The sequence below is a fragment of the Rhodospirillum sp. A1_3_36 genome, from assembly GCF_047263945.1.
Classification (GTDB): Bacteria; Pseudomonadota; Alphaproteobacteria; order Rhodospirillales; family Rhodospirillaceae; genus Rhodospirillum.
Window position 1 is genome coordinate 1,047,694 of sequence record NZ_JBLAVB010000001.1, and the last position, 17,565, is coordinate 1,065,258.

At 59.4% G+C, this 17,565-nt stretch carries 10 protein-coding genes, 2 pseudogenes and 1 CRISPR repeat array; of the genes and pseudogenes, 9 read left to right on the top strand and 3 right to left on the bottom strand.

The window, feature by feature from the left end; translation table 11 throughout:
* Positions 1 to 223 precede the first annotated feature (223 nt).
* Positions 224 to 554: a CRISPR direct-repeat array (repeat unit 39 nt; unit sequence AGGTGAACACCCTTCCGCTTGTCCACGCGGACTGAAACC).
* Between the two features lie 221 nt (positions 555 to 775).
* The 4 genes from ACLIRY_RS04575 to ACLIRY_RS04590 are packed head-to-tail and all read left to right on the top strand — an operon-like array spanning position 776 to position 7,818.
* Positions 776 to 2,461, top strand: coding sequence for a Cas10/Cmr2 second palm domain-containing protein (locus tag ACLIRY_RS04575; RefSeq protein ID WP_413204156.1), 1,686 nt, complete (start codon positions 776 to 778; stop codon positions 2,459 to 2,461).
* Between the two features lies 1 nt (position 2,462).
* Positions 2,463 to 4,244: an RAMP superfamily CRISPR-associated protein gene (locus ACLIRY_RS04580; RefSeq protein ID WP_413204157.1), complete on the top strand. Its 1,782-nt coding sequence runs from the start codon at positions 2,463 to 2,465 to the stop codon at positions 4,242 to 4,244.
* Positions 4,245 to 4,258: 14 nt separating this feature from the next.
* A complete protein-coding gene (locus ACLIRY_RS04585) occupies positions 4,259 to 5,677 on the top strand; it encodes an RAMP superfamily CRISPR-associated protein (protein WP_413204158.1) in 1,419 nt (472 codons plus the stop codon).
* On the top strand, positions 5,677 to 7,818 hold the full coding sequence (locus tag ACLIRY_RS04590) for a TIGR03986 family CRISPR-associated RAMP protein (RefSeq protein WP_413204159.1): 2,142 nt from the start codon (positions 5,677 to 5,679) through the stop codon (positions 7,816 to 7,818). The genes ACLIRY_RS04585 and ACLIRY_RS04590 overlap by 1 nt, the downstream gene beginning before the upstream one ends.
* Before the next feature lie 145 nt (positions 7,819 to 7,963).
* Here ACLIRY_RS04590 and ACLIRY_RS04595 read toward each other — a convergent pair whose 3' ends face one another.
* Entirely contained in the window at positions 7,964 to 9,712 is a 1,749-nt protein-coding gene (locus tag ACLIRY_RS04595) for a hypothetical protein (RefSeq protein ID WP_413204160.1), read from the bottom strand.
* Between the two features lie 155 nt (positions 9,713 to 9,867).
* On the opposite strand from ACLIRY_RS04595, the gene cas6 reads away from it, so the two are divergent.
* The gene (gene cas6, locus ACLIRY_RS04600) at positions 9,868 to 10,905 is read left to right on the top strand and encodes a CRISPR system precrRNA processing endoribonuclease RAMP protein Cas6 (protein WP_413204161.1); all 1,038 of its coding nucleotides are present in this window, start codon (positions 9,868 to 9,870) and stop codon (positions 10,903 to 10,905) included.
* Between the two features lie 556 nt (positions 10,906 to 11,461).
* Positions 11,462 to 11,944 carry a hypothetical protein gene (locus ACLIRY_RS04605; RefSeq protein ID WP_413204162.1) on the top strand — a complete coding sequence of 161 codons (483 nt, stop codon included), beginning with the start codon at positions 11,462 to 11,464 and terminating at the stop codon, positions 11,942 to 11,944.
* Here the strand turns inward: ACLIRY_RS04605 and ACLIRY_RS04610 are convergent.
* Positions 11,911 to 12,610, bottom strand: a pseudogene (locus ACLIRY_RS04610) (IS5 family transposase); the annotation flags it as partial. The gene ACLIRY_RS04605 and the pseudogene ACLIRY_RS04610 overlap by 34 nt on opposite strands.
* A gap of 398 nt (positions 12,611 to 13,008) precedes the next feature.
* On the opposite strand from ACLIRY_RS04610, the gene ACLIRY_RS04615 reads away from it, so the two are divergent.
* Positions 13,009 to 13,155: a hypothetical protein gene (locus tag ACLIRY_RS04615; protein WP_413204163.1), complete on the top strand. Its 147-nt coding sequence runs from the start codon at positions 13,009 to 13,011 to the stop codon at positions 13,153 to 13,155.
* Positions 13,156 to 13,364: 209 nt separating this feature from the next.
* On the opposite strand, the pseudogene ACLIRY_RS04620 reads toward ACLIRY_RS04615, so the two are convergent.
* Positions 13,365 to 13,562, bottom strand: a pseudogene (locus ACLIRY_RS04620) (transposase); the annotation flags it as partial.
* A 355-nt stretch (positions 13,563 to 13,917) separates the two neighbouring features.
* On the opposite strand from ACLIRY_RS04620, the gene ACLIRY_RS04625 reads away from it, so the two are divergent.
* Together ACLIRY_RS04625 and ACLIRY_RS04630 are read left to right on the top strand one after the other, a co-directional pair.
* Complete coding sequence (locus ACLIRY_RS04625) at positions 13,918 to 15,450, top strand: hypothetical protein (protein WP_413204164.1); 1,533 nt, start codon at positions 13,918 to 13,920, stop codon at positions 15,448 to 15,450.
* Entirely contained in the window at positions 15,447 to 17,159 is a 1,713-nt protein-coding gene (locus ACLIRY_RS04630; protein WP_413204165.1) for a hypothetical protein, read from the top strand. The genes ACLIRY_RS04625 and ACLIRY_RS04630 overlap by 4 nt, the downstream gene beginning before the upstream one ends.
* Positions 17,160 to 17,565: the final 406 nt, after the last annotated feature.

A 17,565-nucleotide genomic window follows, 5' to 3' on the forward strand; every position in this document is an offset into this window, starting at 1 on the left:
CGGACAGCGGGACCGGGGTTCGAGGCCCCAGACTCCGCCGCTTCAAATGCATAAAGCGGGTCATTCGATCAGTGGAATGGCGGCAATTCTATGATTTCCATGGAGAATTCGTCAATAAGTTGGTTAAGGAAGGGGGGTTACGAGACGCATTCTCAAGAAAAACCTTCAATCGGTGGAAAAGGGTCGAAAAGTCCGGCCTTGCGCAAGCCCTTCTAGGGGGGTAGGGTGAACACCCTTCCGCTTGTCCACGCGGACTGAAACCCAGCGGGTTGAAGCCCGAGTAGGCGCCCAGGTCGAAGTGGAAGGTGAACACCCTTCCGCTTGTCCACGCGGACTGAAACCCGCCCCGGAGGGCAGGCCCAGTGCCGAAGCCAGGTGAACACCCTTCCGCTTGTCCACGCGGACTGAAACCGACCGGAACCCACAACCACAAGAGGTCGCAGGTGAACACCCTTCCGCTTGTCCACGCGGACTGAAACCTGGAGTCACCTCCTGCCCCAGAGTCAAGGGAACGCAGGTGAACACCCTTCCGCTTGTCCACGCGGACTGAAACTCGATCTGAACAGCGACGCTCTCGCTGACGTAGTGGTGAACAGCCTTCTGCTTGGTCACCCGAAGGGACACGGGACCTGTCTGCGTCGCCTCCCCCTCCCGCATGAAAAGAATGCCGTCCACCCCATCAGGGGAGAGCAAGTCCCGCAGATTTTTCTTAAAGATTGAAATCTTCGAAACCACCCCATAGACTTGCATAGATCATCCTAGGGGGGAGGGACCCTTGCAGCGATTCATCGTTCGTGTCGAAGTGGTCAATCTCATGTCTTCCGTCTTTGATACGGATGACTTGTCCTCGATCCGAGGGGGCGGCTACGCCAGCCTTTTGATCCCGGCCCTTGTGCTAAAGGGCATCGTGAACAAGGCAAGCAAGACGGAGTGCCTTGATCCGGTTTTCGACGGGGCCTCCCAGGCGGTCGGCATTCTCACCGTCACGGATGACGAAGCAACGGATCCCGCACCAAGCCTGACTGCGGAGAACATCGAGGCCCGAGTAACCAACACCCTATACAAGACACCAGACGCCTTCTTCCCGGACCATGTGGAGCAGGATCGGGACAATCGGTCGCTCCGCGCGGTTTTGCCCTATCTGACCGTCTTGGTCGCCGTCGTCGACTGGCCGGAACAGACCTCCTATCTGGAGGCCTCCCGATCCTGTCTGGCACGTCTGCGCCGACGCCAGTTCATGTCTCCCACCCTGGATCTGTTCGCTGATGGGGGACGCGGGGCAACCCGTCCCTGCGCCGTCGACGGCGTCCGGCCCGGTGTCCAGACCGATACCCTGGGAGGAGAAAAACGCTCCATCTCCAACGCTGTGGCCGTTCGCAGGACCTTGGGGCGGGCGTTGCGGGATCGCATTTACGCCGAGATCCTGGGCAAATCCCTGACAGAGACATGGCCCGAGGGGGTGCCGCCCTTCGCCGCCTCCCTCGCGGATCTGGTCAACGAACAACCGGGTTTGCCCCCCTCCCTGAGCGGCAAAATCGCCGTCGTTCACATGGACGGCAACACATTCACCGCCAAGCGCGAGAAGGCCGTCAGGGTGGCGGGGGAAAAGGCCCCCAATCAGGAACGCCTTTTTTCCGAAACGGTGAAATCCCAGCGCGCGGCTTTCCTGAAGCGTTTGCTGGACGCGCTGCTGGCCGACCCCCGCATGATCGGACCCGAGGGGCGGTTGCGCTTTGAAACCCTGCTTTGGGGCGGCGACGAGGCCGTCTTCGTGCTGCCCGCCTGGAAGGTCATGGACCTGCTTTTGGTCATGGCCAAAGCCTTCTCCGATCCGGGGTGGGTCTTTAACGGCCAGCCCCTGACCCATGGAACGGGCATTCTGGTCTGTCATCATAAGATGCCCATCGCCACGGCGCGAGATCTCGCCGACAGCCTGGGGCGCAGCGCAAAAAACGCGGTTCCCGAGGCAGCCCGGGGAACCGTCAACACCCTGTCCCTGGCCACCATCGAAAGCATCGAACCCATCGGCTCCCTGAGCGCATACCGGAAAGCGCTCCACGGCACGGACAGGGACACGGCCTTCGCGCTGACGGGGACGGAAAGCATGGACGACTTCGTCACCCTGGGCCGCCGACTGTCCGCCCCAAAGTCCGGCTTTCCCCGAAGCCAAATCCAAACCCTTATCGAGCGCCTGACCACCTTTACGGACAAGGAGACCAAAACGCGAAAGGTTCCCAGCGAAGCGGAAACACGGACGGTCGTCGAGCAGATCGCCCGCCGGACCATCCTCGGCGATGGTCCAGAGGTTAAAAAGACCGTTTCCGACCATGTCCAGGATTTGACCAGCTCGCTCTGGGGGGAAAGTGACCCCCAAGCCCCCTGGGTCAAAGCCATGCGGATTGCGGCCCTGTGGGATCTGTTCCATCCCTTTTCCGAGACCACCAGGGGGGAGACCACCTGACATGCGCCATCGCTACACCCTCTCCCTCACCCTGCGTGGTCCGGTCATGGCCACCGGCCTGGACGCCCCCGAGTACGGCATTGATGCCCCTTTCCTACGGGATCACGAGAACCGCCTCTGTCTGCCCGGCAGCCAACTCCGGGGGGTTCTCCGCCATACCATCGCGGCCATGGTCGAATCCGGATGCAACAGCCTTCCAGACACCGCAGAAGCGGATTGGTTCGGTCGGGCATCGGGGCAGGTCGACACCGACGCTTTCGAACGGAACGACGCAGCGGTTTGGGAACCGCGCAAACGCCGGGTCCATGTTTCAGACCTCTATCCGCCCGTGGAGCCCGAAACCCGCTTCGACCGTCTGACCCGGGTCCGGATTGATGGCGCCACCGGCGCCGTGGCGGAAGGCGCCCTACAGGTTCTGGAATGCCCCATTGGCGTGAATGAACGGGTTCCCTTTTCCGGGACGATTGTGATCGAAGCCCCTTCCGCGGAAGAGGCGGAGAGCATCGCCATCTGGCTGCGTCGCGCCCTGGCGCTTGTTCCGGCGATTGGTGCACATAAGACCGCTGGCTTTGGCCATGTGGAAGCCGCCACCCTTGAGGCCGCCCCGAAACCGGCCCCCGCAGCGCCGGACTCAACGACGAAACCCTCAGTGAAGACCAAAGTGGACGGATGGGCGGCGGCCTCCCTCGTGCTCACCTTCGATGGCCCCTTCCTGGTGTCCGCCGATCGCTGGAACGGGAACAGCTTTCGGGGCACGGAGGATGTTTCCGGCGCGGTCCTGAAAGCCGCCCTGGCCCCGGCCCTGACCGAAGCGGGAGTCGATCCGGAGACCCTGTCCCGGGCCATCTTCCAAGAAGCCAGACCAGCCCGTCCCGAAGCAAAGCGCCCCACCGTCGCGCCCCTGTCCCTCTATTGGGCCGAAACCCTGGGAAGCCTCGAAGATGCCCTGGAGATCCCGCCGGAAAGCTTGGGAGACCTCATCTCCTTCCATACCGACTGGAAGGAGGGATCGGCCGCCCAGGCAGCCCTTAGCGCCCGGACAGGCCGAACCTTCGAAGCCTTGCGGTCGATCCGGACACGGACGCGCATCGGCAAGCAGGGTACGGTGGAACCGGGACATCTGTTCACCTACGCTGCGGTCAATCCTCTCGACCATGTCTGGAAGGGGCGCATCCTTCCCGGGGATTTGGCGACGGAGGCATTCGCCACGCTTTTGAATGCCCTGCCCGACCGCTTAACCGGTATCGGCAAAACCCGGGTGTCCGCCAGCCTCGCCCTCGAAGAAACCGAGATACCGAAACCGGTGGAAGCAGAGAAGGAGGGGGCCACCCTGCGCGTGCGCGTCGTCCTGCAAACCCCTGCCTTGCTGCATGGTCCCCAATGCCTCGCGACATTCTCCGAGATCGCCGATCCGGCGGAGCGTTTACGCCACCAGTATGAGGCCTATTTCTCCCATGCCCTGAGCCAGCGATCCGAAGGGACCGCCCCGGATGCCCCCACCCCCCTGCGTCTGGTCGCCCATGCAAGCCAGCGGCGGGTCGGCGGCTATCTGGCCGGACGCTACCGGCAACGCGAACGGGGATACCAGCCCTGGATCCTCACCAATCCCGGATCCGTGTTCGAGTTCACCCTGGACCGAACCCGGACCCTGGCCTTGAACAGCTTCGCGGGCCGGGGCCTCCCCCCACCGAAGGCAGAAATCCCCCTGTCCGATTGGCGGATCAACCCCTTCGTGCCCCAAAACGGCTTTGGCGAGGTTCTCGTCGAACCCGGCCTGTCTTAGGGGAGGATCGCACCATGACCGCACTGTCCCATGTTCGTTTCTCCTTCACCCTGGTCGTGGACACCGACCTGCATATTGGTGATGGCCGGATGTGTCCCCTAGAAACCCTACGGCCCGGTCTGTCCAGACGACGGACGGCGGATGATCCGGCACAAGCCGAAGATACCGGCCCTCTGGTCAAAACAATTGTCCGGGACCACGATAAACGGCCCATCCTGCCCGCCACATCCTTGAAAGGGGTCTTGAAGGAGGCCCTGACCGGCTCCCTGGACAAGGCCGAAATAGATCGCCTGTTCGGAACCATCACCGGGGGAAAACACGACAAGGACGGGAAAACGGACAAACGTGACAAGACGGATTCCGGCCAGATGGGCCGGTTCACCTTCCATGCCGCCGTTCTGGACCGGTCCGACAGCCCCTCCACCTTCTCGGGCCTCCCCTATTTCGACGACACTGCGGGAACCTGGGTCGCCACCCATGTGGCCATTTCCCGAAACGACGGAACCGCGGACCCGCGCAAGCTCTTCAATATGGAGATGGTGCCTGCGGGGGGACGCTTCCTGGTCGATGGGATCTGGTTCGGGGATATGGAAGACGCCAAGCTCTCCTTGCCTCGCCTGCTGGCTCCCCTGAGACGTCCGGACGGGGTCTCCATTGGATCGGGTGGCCGCATTGGACGGGGCCGGGTTTCCTTGGGGAGAGCCGCAGATGTGCGGTTGTGGGAAACCGCCTTCAACCCGAAAACGGGCCTTGTGGACACGACCCCGGGTAAATCCCCGGTGATCCTCACGGTTCCCAAGACCGCCATGGACGGCGCTGTCAAAATCCTGGATTTCACTTGCGATGGCCCCTTCGCTTCCGTTGATCCAAGTCCCCGCCCCGGGGACAACCGGGGGAACCTGATCCGGAGCCTTGGACGGGACGACGCCCGCCCGGTCATCCATCCGGATGGCGTTTCCGGCGCCTTGAGAAGCCGCGCGGCATGGCTCTCCGCCCTCCATGACCTGGGAGGGGATGACCGCTTCCGGAAACCGGAGACCTGGGCGGACCCGGAAGAGTTGACGCCCGTGGAACGTCTGTTCGGCGTAACCGGCTGGCGCGGCCTTTTGCGGCAGAGTTTCATCAAACAGCCCGTGGCGGCGGAACACACCCACTACACCTCCGTCGCCCTGGACGCGTTTACCGGCGGGGTGCTCGACAGCACGCTGTTCGAACACGAGGTCTACGTGGGTGTCTCCTTCTCCCTCGCCTTGTCCCTGGATCGCCGGGTCGACGACGACAACACCCCCATGGTTACCCAAGGGGACCGGAATCTACTTGAACTGTTGCTCGACGATGTGACGGGAGACGTCTTGCCCCTCGGCCATGCCACGAACCGGGGGTTCGGCTGGTTTTCAGTGACCCATGCCTCCCCGGAAAGGAGCGCCCGATAATGCCACCCGTATCCGCGCCCTATCGCTTCATCCCCATCACGCCGAACCTGGTGATTCCGCCCCCTGTTCCGCTCGAGGACCTCTCCTTCGACACTCCCTTGAGCAGGGGAAGCGTTTCGGCGCGCATCAAAATTGTCTGGACCGCCAAGACCCCGGTCTGTGTCGGCGACAATGAAGGCGGAGACGACACCGCAAGGGAGGTCACCCCCTTGCGGGTCGGGGGACGCTACTGTCTGCCGGGTCCCTCCCTTCGGGGCATGTTGCGCAATACCGTCGCCATCGCGACCTTCTCCCACCTGGGGCGGATCAACAGCCATCGCCATGAGAGTCACCGCGATTTCACGGGGTTGCCCGGCAGTGACTATCATCAAATCAAGGTCGCGGGACAGGGAGCAACCAAGGTTTATGGCGGCTGGCTGTCATGGGAAGAAGACAGGAAGGCTTGGATTTTAAGACCTGCGGGCAGCGGAAGTTTCTACCGCGTCGGGATCGATGATCTCCTGGACAAGATCCACCAGACCGACGGCAACGACACCCTCAACAGAACCGATTGGCTGATCAAGGACGCAGCCGAAAAATATGACCTGGTTCAAACCTGCCTCCCATCCGCTGGACGGTTGCCTGTGCGCATTGTCGACGCACCCAATAGAAAAACGGGCTTCCAAAGCCCTTGGCCAAAACTCCCCGTCACCTGGGGCGAAAGGGGAAATGTCTCCTTCGTTCAATTGGCAAAGGGAAGCACCGCCAAGGCGCTCCAAGTCATTTGCACGGGCCCGATGGCCGAGGAAAACATCACCTCCCAGGCCCAGACCGCGCCAAAGGCCACCGAATGCCTGTTCGCTCTGCCCGGAAAACAGGAAATCGAGATCCCCAAGTCCTGGATGGAGGTTTTCCACCAGTTCAACGCCGATCCCAGCCGGGACGGAGGCAATCCCAAGGGCATCTGGCGGGATTGGCTGCGTGCCAAGAACTGGCACCAAATCACCCCAGGTTTCGAGGAAAAAAGGGACGACCGGGAGACCTTCCCCCAGGTCATGACGGACGCTCCAGGCATTCCCGTTTTCTATACCAATGGGACCGAGGATTTCGACCTCTCCCAACCCTTGGATGGGACCCTGTCCCCAGGGCGGCAGACCTTTTGGTTTTCCTTGTCCCGCGTCTTCCGCATGCCCCATGCCTATGGGGTGGGTGAAGTGGCCCGGCGCCTCTACACCACGGATCAACCCGGCGATACGACAGAACGGACCTACGACGTTCCCAGATTGACCAATCCCCTGGGGTGGGATTTCGCACGTGCGCTGTTCGGCGAAGTGGACGGCGCCAACCGGGACAGCCGAGAGGACGATCGGGACGCCCAAGCCGACGGAACCAAACGCGAACAGGCCTTAAAAGGCCGAGTGGCCGTGGGATTCGCCTGGGCTCCCCAGGGCACAAAACCCGAGAGCCAAACGAAATCCGGCGTTTTTGGCCAGCCTAGGGAGTCCTTTTGGCCCTTCTATTTGCGGGACCGCGATAATCCCGACCGGGGAGGCAGCTATTCCAGCGCAAGCGCGATTCCCGCAGGCAGAAAACGCACCTATGCCCGCACCAGGCCAGACTCCCAGTGGCCCCAAGGCAACGGGAACGAGAACACCCTGTCCACGCTCCGGTTCCTCCCTGTCGGCACGCGGTTCGAAGGGGAGATCCGCGTCCACAATCTGGCTCCGGCGGAATTTGGCGCGCTCCTGTGGGCGATCACCTTCGGACCGGATGAGGGGCACAAGCGATGTCACCAAATCGGCCGGGCGAAAGGTCTGGGACATGGGGTGATCCACCCGGAGATCTCATTTGCCGCACCGGTGCGTGTGCACCAGTGCGATCCCCTTCCGGAAGGAGACCCTCAAAACCCCAAAACCTGGATCCAGGCCTTTGTCGATTACATGGACCAAGCCTTGGACGAGCGCGACGAGGCTCCCTATCTGGATCAGCAGGCAATCCGCATGCTTCAGGCCATGGCCACCCCAGAGCGGGGAGACCAACTTGCCGCTCGCCTGAAGACGGGAGAGTTACCGGACTTCGCGTCCTGGCGTCCAGAGACCAAGGAGATTATCTCAGGGAATTGGACCTGCCCCTATCCGTTCCCCGTTAACGACGAGATCTAAAGCGGGCTGGCCCCTCCGCCGATCGTCCGTTGCGGCTCGACACTTCCCCTTAGATCAAATGGTTAGGGCATCGAGTGGACCGGAAAACCGGTTCCCACTTTTCCGCTCGATGCTCTAGCCGACCCCGCGGGATTTGAGCGACAGGCTATCGGGCAAACCACTCGGCGATACCATCACCGACCGTCAACCAACAGCCCAGACAAAAGAAGACCGCGACAAGCACCAGAAACCCGGAATACCAGCCCCCGGGCCAACACCACTGTGACCGCCCACGCCACGACAGGCCCCAGTGCATCACAATCGCCACGAACAAGGCCCCCGCCAAAACGAAGGCCCCCGCCCCCCAGGCGGGCCAGTCCCCCCAGTTTGAGGCCTCCCTAGACGGCACGATAATATTCATGCCCAGGAAACCGACGGTAACTCCCAAAACGGCAACCAACGTGGCGATCCAGTTGAACCGCTCCGCCGCTCCGGCGATGCGCTCGTCCTGAAGCCGGTCTACGAAAGCCTTTGCTTCCCGGACTTCGGCACTGACCTGGGCATGCAGGCGCTCAATCCCCAAATGCTTGCGCCAGAGGTCGAACAACTCCCGGCCCTGGATCTGGTTGGTGATCTCCGTGAACCAGAACACATGGGTGAATTCGAGCATCGATTGCAGGATCCGGTCCAAGGGCCGCCGTGTCTCCGCCCGGTTCACGCCCCCATCCTCCGCGTATTCCCCGATGACATCGGTCAAACGGTCGGAAATGTTGTGCAGGGCCGAAAGCTGAAACTGGCTGACCAGGGCCATTTGGAAATAATGCCGCCGGAAATGCTCGGCGAGGAACGGAAGCTGACCATTTTTGGTGACCACGACGAAGGAAAAGCCCATGCAGACATACCGCGTGGTGAATCCCACCTCCGGGTCCCAAAATCGGTCGTAACAGGACTTCTCCACGAAGTCCTCCAGGAAAGCCCGCCCGTAGGGAAGCTCCTTGCCCGCCTCGTCCACGTTCCCCAGACGCACCCAATCCACCTCGGTCAGCCTTTCGGGATGGTCTAGCCCCAAAAAGGTCAGACAGGTCATGCGGTCGTCCTGGATCTGGTGCCAAACCAGATTTTTCTGGGACAGGTCGGGAAGCAGGGGAAGCCACTGCTCGCCAATGGGGGCCTGCCGCCGGTCGCCCTGGAACCGCCCCTGGATCCGCTCCCAAACTCCGTCCGAGGTGAAGGAGATCCCCTCCGCCGGAACCGTCCCGGGCACCCCTTGCCAAGTCATGCGCGCCAGGGTTTGCGCCGCGGCGGGCGGCTTGTCCTTGCTGGTGTAGAAGAAGGGGGGATAGACATGGCGGACCCGCTCCGTCAGTTCCATGACCAGGGCAAGCGGCAACCCGGCAGCCCCGGCATGCGGCCCGATATCCTCCGCCGGATCCCAGCGCAATTCCGTCACGACCACCACATCACCGGTCCGGAAAGAATGGATCGCCAGACGGTCCACCACCAGACGCGCAGTGGGCGCGGTGTCTTTCCCATCGGCGAGCCACAGATCCACATGGGTCACGTCCCCCCGGCGATGGATGGCCATGGACTGGGGGGAATCGTACAGAAACTTTTGCACGAAAGGATAGAAGTAGACGTATTCCGCATATTCCTCCGGCGTATGGCGCGGATCGGTGTCCCCCTCCCACCCTCGGCCGCGCGCATGTTTCAACCGGTTGTCCTGGCGCCGCCAAGGACTGTCGGGCTGGTTCAGAAGGGCCAGAAACCGCTTATGGATCTTCCCCCCATCGAAGGCCCCCATGGGCGCAACTCTATCCCGAAGGGCCAGGGGCCATGTCAGGATCAGTCGGAAATCCTCGACAACGGGCCGAGGAACGGCCCAACAGGCCCCATCCGCCCCCTTGGTCACCTCCATGGCGTGTCTCCCCCAATCCCCAGGTCCATCCCAATGGCTGGAGAGAATATCAAGGATCAGGCGAGGAGGAAACACGTTCACCTTGACAGAACACCCCCATACACGATGAAGTTTTCTGTCACCGAAGACCGCGCGATGGCGAAAGGAAGCCTGTCATGGATGGAAGCAGCGGCACCGGGAACGGCACCACCACCAATCGGGCCCCGGAGACAAGCGCATCCCCCAATCCCCTGCGATGGCGCTTGGGCAATCCCAATCGGTCCGTGGACAGCGCCAACCTGGCCCGGGAGTGGTTCCAATCGGACATTGTGCTCACCCTTGGCCCCAACGCCCCGGATGCTGTCGCGGGCGACCCTGCTGTGGCGGATCGGATCCGCGGGGCACTGGGCCGGACCCTCATGGAGTCCGCCAGTGGCGAAGCCATCTCCGGCCGTCCCTGCCCCTGGTCGCCCCCCTGCGCCCTGGATATCCTGTGGGGCGAGACCGGGCAGGTCCGGCGCGGCGTGCCCATCCCCAAGCCCTTCCTGATCCGGGTGGACGCACCCCGGCCCGGATGGCTGGAGATCCGCCTGTCCCTCTTCGGCTTCGCCACCGATTGGGCGGAGGGCATCGGCGACGCCCTGGTCCGCACGTTTCGCAATGGGGTGTCCCTGGAAGGCGGACCGCATCGGCGCCCCTTCGACCCCTGCCACCGCCTTGTCGAGACCCCCAACCCCGCCCCCTGTCCGCCGCCCTTCGCCAGATCGGACGACGTGGCCGACGTCTCCTTGTGGTTTATCACCCCCGTAATTCCCCGACGCGGCAACCGGACGGCCCTTGATCCCCTCGCCCTGCTGACCGGCCTGTCCCGGCGGGCGGAAGGCATGGCGCGTTGGCATGACGCCGCCCTGGAGGTCCAGGGCCAAGCCCTGGGCGAGGCAGCCCGGGCCCTGCGTGTGGACCCCTTCGGCCTGCGCCCCATCGCCTGGACCCGACCCCACACCCGCAACCGGTCCCACGACATCCCCCGCAGCGGCTTCACCGGCCCCTACCGCCTGTTTGGCCCCTCCTGGGCCCTGGCGGAAATCCAGCCCCTTCTCACCCTCGGACAGGCCCAAGGCGCCGGTGGACATGTGGCGCTCGGCCTGGGACAGTATCGCTTGATCGGCCCAAAAGGGCCCTCCAACAGTGAAACATCAGTGGATTTTAGATAATCCTTTGAATTAAATGAGAAATATTATGGTTGAGAGAGAAGTTATGAACTTTTACCTCGAAAATACGACAGTATCAGGCCAGATCCGTGGAAAGCCCTGTCAAATATCAGCCTTGCGCAATCCCTTCCAGGGAGGTAGGGTGAACGCCCTTCCGCTTATCCACGCGGACTGAAACAACAGTTTTCTACTGTTCGCCAGTCGCGCCGGGTGAACGCCCTTCCGCTTATCCACGCGGACTGAAACAACGCTGCCGGGGATACCCTGGACGTGGGTCTTCTGGTGAACGCCCTTCCGCTTATCCACGCGGACTGAAACTTCGGTGTTATCGCCAAAAGCGGCGGAGCTTGGTGAACGCCCTTCCGCTTATCCACGCGGACCAAGTTTTCTTGAGGAGAGGAAGCCGGTCCCTATAGAGAGCTAGGCGCCTGTTTTTCAGAGAGCCGGCCCAGACCTCAAGGCTGTCCAAACGGCGATCGGTGACTTAAAACGCCGGGTCAAGATCTTTGTTCTGACGCGTCAGCGTGAAGACCTTCCGCCCCTGCACCTGGAAACTCAGATGCTCTTCCCAAAGCTGCGCGGCAAAAAAACACCTGCAGGCCTCGACACTGAAGGTGATCACCTCGGCCAGAGCCTCCCCTTCCCCCCATCCACAACGTCAAGCAGGGTGGTTCCCCATTGCAGCTTGCCCACCCACCGCCCATTCCAGAAGAACCACCTCCCCCTGGGCGAGGCGGCCCGGGCCCTGCGTGTGGACCCCTCCGGCCTGCGCCCCATCGCCTGGACCCGACCCCACACCCGCAACCGGTCCCACGACATCCCCCGCAGCGGCTTCACAGACCCCTACCGCCTATTTGGCCCCTCCTGGGCCCTGGCGGAAATTCAGCCCCTTCTCACCCTCGGACAGGCCCAAGGCGCCGGTGGACATATGGCGCTCGACCTGGGACAGTATCACTTGATCTGCCCAAATGGGCCTTCCAACAGTGAAACATTAGGGCCTGTTGACGTTCATCTGGTTCGAATGACAGTTGCTGCCAGATAAATCATAGTGGCGAAGCTTTGATCGGTCTTGCAGGCACGCATGGCGATGGGCTTGAATTCCTTGAGCTTTTGGAAGAAATTTTCAATGAGATGGCGTCATTTGTATTTTTCGGCATCGTGGGGGATTGGGGTAATACGGTTGGCTTTGGCCGGAATGACCGCTTCGATGCCGCGTTGCGTCAAGAGATCGCGAAGCCAGTCGGCATCATAGGCTTTGTCGCCAAGGAAGGCGTCGAAACCCAGGCCATCGATCAGGGCGGCTACCCCGGTGGTTTCTCCCCGCTGCCCCGGCATCAATTGGAAGCGAACCAATTGTCCCAGCCCATCGACCAACGCCAAGATTTTGGTGGTCAGCCCGCCCCGGCTTTTGCCGATTGCCTGACCTTGAGTCCCCTTTCGCGCCTCGCCCGTGACGGTGAACGCGGACAATGGTGCCGTCAACCATGGCGTACTCGAAATCCGCATCTGTAGATAAGGCATTGAAGATGCCTTCAAAAGCTCCAGCCTTGGCCCAACGGCGGAAGCGTTTGAAGACCGAATTCCATTTCCCGAATTCCGCCGGAAGATCCCGCCAGGGCGAACCCGTCGGGGCAATCCACAGCACACCTTCCAAGAACAACCGGCCATCTCCTCCGGTCTGGCCTGGATCGCTGGTCTTATACCCAGGTGCGGTGAGTTTGCCTCACCGCACCTTGGAAGCGGCCAAGTGGCCGCCGCGCCTTATGGCGCGTAAAAGCCCGCCTGGCGTTTGAACGCAAGAAAAGCGGCCTGGGTTTCAACCCGCGCCGCTTGGTATTACCAAGACAGTAGGGGGCGATGGCTTCCCATTGCCGATCACTCAAAATATCGCGGTCCAAAGTTTGATTCCTTCTTCAAACCAAGCTTTGAATCAAATTCTAGATCGATTGGGAATCCCAAATTTGAACGTCAACAGGCCATCAGGCGGTCATATCATCTGTTACCGACATGTCGACCCACACTACACGACAGGGCGCATTTTAGTGTGGCGGTGGATGGTGAGATCGTTTCCCCTCTGGGTGGAAAAACTGCCCATAGGGGCATCCGTTGGAGATCCAGTTTTTCACCACCCTGTTGCAGACGTTACCGGCCCATGTCCGCCTTGGCAAGACGCGCCAGGAAACCCTCAGCCTTCTGATTGTCGGCGTCATCAGCACACGCACGGTCAATTTGTCGCATATCTCTGCAGAGTAGCTCGATCGCGCTTCGGTTGTGTCGACCTATCGCCGTCTGCAGCGGTTCTTCCAGCATGTGCAGCTTGACGACGACTGGGTGGTTCCCCTGGTCGTGCGCTTGATCGGCTCCCGCCCGCCCTGGGTCCTGTGCCTTGACCGCACCAACTGGAAGCTCGGTCGACACGATATGAATTTTCTGGTTCTCGCTGTCACCACACGGCGCTGCTGCCGCCATTGGCATCCCGTCGTCACCATGTACAGGATGGTGTTGAACACCTCCCGTAAATCCGTCGTTCGTGGCCGTCCAGCCCCTTTCCGGGGAGGCATGTGGGGCGCGATCAGGCTCCATTCACGATCGGTCAGATCACTTGCATAGCGCTCGGCATCTCGCCGATACTCGCAACGAGCGGTTTCAGTCCAGGGCATCCGTGGATCCGTTTTGGCGTGGCACCCAAACAGAATCACAACCTACTGAAATCGCTCAACCCTTTTTGGGTCGGGCTCTGAGGCTAAGTTGGCCTCGAAGGGGCCTTAAAGCTTATAAGATGAAGTGCAACTGGATTAGCTTGACTCAAGCTTATCAAGTTGTACCCTAAAATAGGTATGGGTTAAGTTGATATATGCTAAGTGAAGGCTATGATAGATTGAATAGGGTAACGTTGAGGAATCTTCTCTGACCGTTGAAGTAAAATGGCATAGCCATTTCATAAGGCTAGTGGAAGGGAATAGCTTAGGTTTTTATCTCGACGAGCATGCTGATATGCGGCAATTAGGAAGAACTATGCGACACGTCGACTTTTGGTTTGCTGGAGTGTTAGTTGTCCTGTTGTGTTTTCTGGTTGGGGAGGAGTGCAGGGCGGGAGCTAACGCCAAGTTCGATCCCCAAGTCGCTCGTATCCGCTCCTTCGTCGACTTGGCTGGTTTTCCCTTCAGCCTTTACACGACGACCATCAGCCAGTCCGACATCGACACCCATGAACGCTACCGTCGCCATCTTAATAATCAGCAGAAATGGCTAGGTGACAAGTTCATCTACAAGGCCTTCGATCTGTACAATCGGAATACTCACTTGAGCCTTGCTTCGGTGGATAAGACGATCTCAATCGGCGAGACGCTCTTGACTAACAGTGGTCCCTATCGGGTAGCTGGCTACTATCTTCTTGGCCACGTTGCCCGGTTCGTTACGGCAAAAGCTGAGGATGGGAGTATTGATCTCAAATCACAGAAATTCAAGTCGATCAAGGCGCGCCTGCACAAAAATAGGGTTACCATTTCACCGAGACAACGCAGTCTTGATAAAGTTCTGAAGCACGGCCTCAAATGCGTTCAATATGAGGCCGATAGTTGCTCGTATTTATTCAAGAGAACGAAGGATAAGATTAAGTCTGCCATTGATCAATTCAAGAAAAAGGCATTGGATATCTCGGTTAAATTAACCGAAACAGTGCCTTGGATTCCTGCTTTGGATCAGGATTGGTGGGAGATATCACCCTCTCCTCTTGAATTATCCAATATCGCTGGCCAATATCCGGTGCATGGTGGCTATGCATCCCATTACCTGACATTGACCCGAGACGAGACGCGCATCGGAACGGCTATTTGGTTGAAGCGGCCGGAGGTTAAAGCCATCTATTTGGCCGTGAGCAAGAGGCATGTCATGAAGCGCCGTCTGGTAGAGCTGAGCCGGTCGGGGGCCCGGATAGTGCTTCGCACCACTGGTGGCTTCAGCAATGCCGAGAAACTGCCCGACGGATTTACAGCAGATAAGGGGCAGATCGTTAATTCTGTTATTCTGCCTGATATGGATGGGCTGGCATTAGTCCAGAAAGATGGAGGGATTCGTCTAGTAAATTTGAGGGAATCTGATTTTACTTTGCCAGGTATTGCTGCTCGTTTGAACCTGAGACGTAGTCTCGCCGATTTCGCCACCTTCCTGAATTGGGTCGAGTTGAACCAGGCGACGGTTTTTCAAAGTCAGCTTCTTGCTTATGGAAACACTTTACTAATAGATCCCCGTCTGACACCGTCACAAATGCGCGAGCGGCGGGTTTTAGCGCTCGCACGGGCTCCGGACGGCACCTTGTTCCACGTCCTGTTCGACATCTTTCAGTCCTCGAATCTAGCCGACATTGCCGCCGATCTTTTTGCAGTCCTGTCCCACCGGAGAATGAAGGTGGAAGGCATGATTAATCTTGATGTCGGGAGCTATAACATTCTTGAATGCTTCAATGAACAAGGGTCTCAAATGGCTGAACCAAAAGGTACGGTTTCGTCGACTAATGCCACTAACCTTCTCGTGTACTTCATTCAATGACATACATTCTCCTTGTCGTATCTCTGTTCGTTGTTGCGATGACTGTGTCGGCCGAGGGCCGAGAAATCCAATCCATTCGCAGCGCAGTGCAGCCTTATGGGTTCCGTGTTGTCCTTGATCTGGACGACGCCGCCAACACATTCGACGTCGCTCTATCGAGCGATGGCAAGGTAGTGACTGTGACGGTGATGGATGCCTCGATAATAGCCCCGCGCATCGTGACTGCAGATCAGGTAATCGGCGAAATCAACATAAGTAGAACCGGAACCAGTATTGTTATTCGTATACGGTCTTTGGTTCGCATCGACCATTTCGATGTCAATAGCTTGCTGCCGGACGAGCAAGCCGGACACCGACTCTATGTGGATTCGTTTATCAAGCCAGCTGCTAAACCGGTCGCTGCCCAAGTTATCTCGAAACCGGTACCCCTGGCCAAGTCTCTCACTTCACCTGCGGCGGATATACCAAGGAGCCTACCTACCTCCGCTGCCTCATCATCTGCGGCGAACACTCCTCCCACCCCGATTAGTCCTGTCATAGCTCTTCCGTCGACCCGACCGGAGGATGCTCTGTCTTTGCCACCCGACGCCCCGCTCGGCACGACCGACGATTTCCATCCGATCATCCAATCGTCGCCGCAGCCCCCATCAATGGCGCTTGGATCGCCGCTTCAGGCTGTGCCTCCGCTAACCAATATCGCTCCACCGCCGTTGAAGCAGCTACCATCGACCACCATGTTGAACGTACTGCGGCTAGAAGACGCAATTTCTACGTTTCCTGACCAGCTCCGCGTGTCCCCGGTCAAGGCCCATGAAAAGTTGGCAGATGCACTGATGGCCTATGGCGGATACGTCTTGCCAACGAGCATTCTGACTGCCATTGATCGAGGCAAGCTACCCGGCGACTATATTCCCTTTTTCACTGATTATCTGCCAGCCTATACAGAATTGTCTAACGTGACTGCTTCGAATGAACAGAAAAATAGCGGTGGCTATAGCAGGCAGGAAGTGACTATAAGTAAATCAGATTCTGTTCTGGTTGACCTCAGTCACGGTATACCTTATACTGCCGAAATTCTGTTCCTTCCTACCCCCCGAGCGCTAAAGTCGTCGGACCTGTTTCGTCGTTCGGACTTCCGAAACGCCATCGCAATGACAGGAACCTACACTTCTCCGCAGCGTTACCCAACCGGCCTGTTCATCTCCGCCGGACGAGTGGTGAATCCGGCTCTGCAACGTTGGGATGGCATCGTGTCGATAGATGCCCAGGGACAGATCAGCGTTGGTGACCTATCTCAGATCTCAATTAATGGACGAAGACTGAACCTGCGCAATAATTTTGCCGATTTTCGCGATTTTTTGACCGATGCCCGCAGGACTGGACGTACGGTCATTCAATCGCATCTGTTGGTACGGGATGGAGCGTCAATGGTAACAGCTAAGGCTTCCCGAACACCATTTCGGCGACGGATCGTGTTCTCGCGCGATGACGGAAGCGTTGGTGTCTACGATTCCGGTGACCGTGCGCTAAGCTTGTTCGATGCCGCTCAAGAGGTGGCCCGATTAGGTAGTGTGCGCTTTGCTGTGAATCTGGACATGGGGGCATTTGATTTCTGTCAATTACAGCGCAGCTGGTCAGGCTACAAGTGTGGCACCATTGATGATACAACCATCCTGTCTAATATTCTGATTATCCATTATGAGCATTAAAGTTGCGTTCTTAGAGGTGGCTCCCATTGTTTGGACAGTTTGGCGGCTTGGTTAAGCTGTTCCCGGTTTGATGATCATGCCGCCAGTTCCGCCTCCATCCCCCTGTCCGTGGCATGCCCGGGACAGGGGGATGGAGTGATTTGATGATAGGCCTCATCGGGCGTCTGTCCAGCCAGTGCCGAATGGGGTCGTCGTGTGTTGTAATACCAAGGTGCGGTGAGTTTGCCTCACCGCACCTTGGAAGCGGCCAAGTGGCCGCCGCGCCTTATGGCGCGTAAAAGTAATTGCTCACGGGGTTGGCGGCAGGCGCCTCAAGCGAGTGCGAAACTGCCCTGGATGAGATCGCGGATAGCGTCCAGCGGCGCTTGCCCCTTGAGCCTGGCGGTTCCGGTGACGGATCTGTATC

Coding starts and splice junctions, on each gene's coding strand:
- ACLIRY_RS04580 (WP_413204157.1), top strand. CDS start 2,463: ATGCGCCATCGCTACACCCTCTCCCTCACCCTGCGTGGTCCGGTCATG.
- ACLIRY_RS04585 (WP_413204158.1), top strand. CDS start 4,259: ATGACCGCACTGTCCCATGTTCGTTTCTCCTTCACCCTGGTCGTGGAC.
- ACLIRY_RS04590 (WP_413204159.1), top strand. CDS start 5,677: ATGCCACCCGTATCCGCGCCCTATCGCTTCATCCCCATCACGCCGAAC.
- ACLIRY_RS04595 (WP_413204160.1), bottom strand. CDS start 9,712: ATGGAGGTGACCAAGGGGGCGGATGGGGCCTGTTGGGCCGTTCCTCGG.
- cas6 (WP_413204161.1), top strand. CDS start 9,868: ATGGATGGAAGCAGCGGCACCGGGAACGGCACCACCACCAATCGGGCC.
- ACLIRY_RS04605 (WP_413204162.1), top strand. CDS start 11,462: ATGCTCTTCCCAAAGCTGCGCGGCAAAAAAACACCTGCAGGCCTCGAC.
- ACLIRY_RS04625 (WP_413204164.1), top strand. CDS start 13,918: ATGCGACACGTCGACTTTTGGTTTGCTGGAGTGTTAGTTGTCCTGTTG.
- ACLIRY_RS04630 (WP_413204165.1), top strand. CDS start 15,447: ATGACATACATTCTCCTTGTCGTATCTCTGTTCGTTGTTGCGATGACT.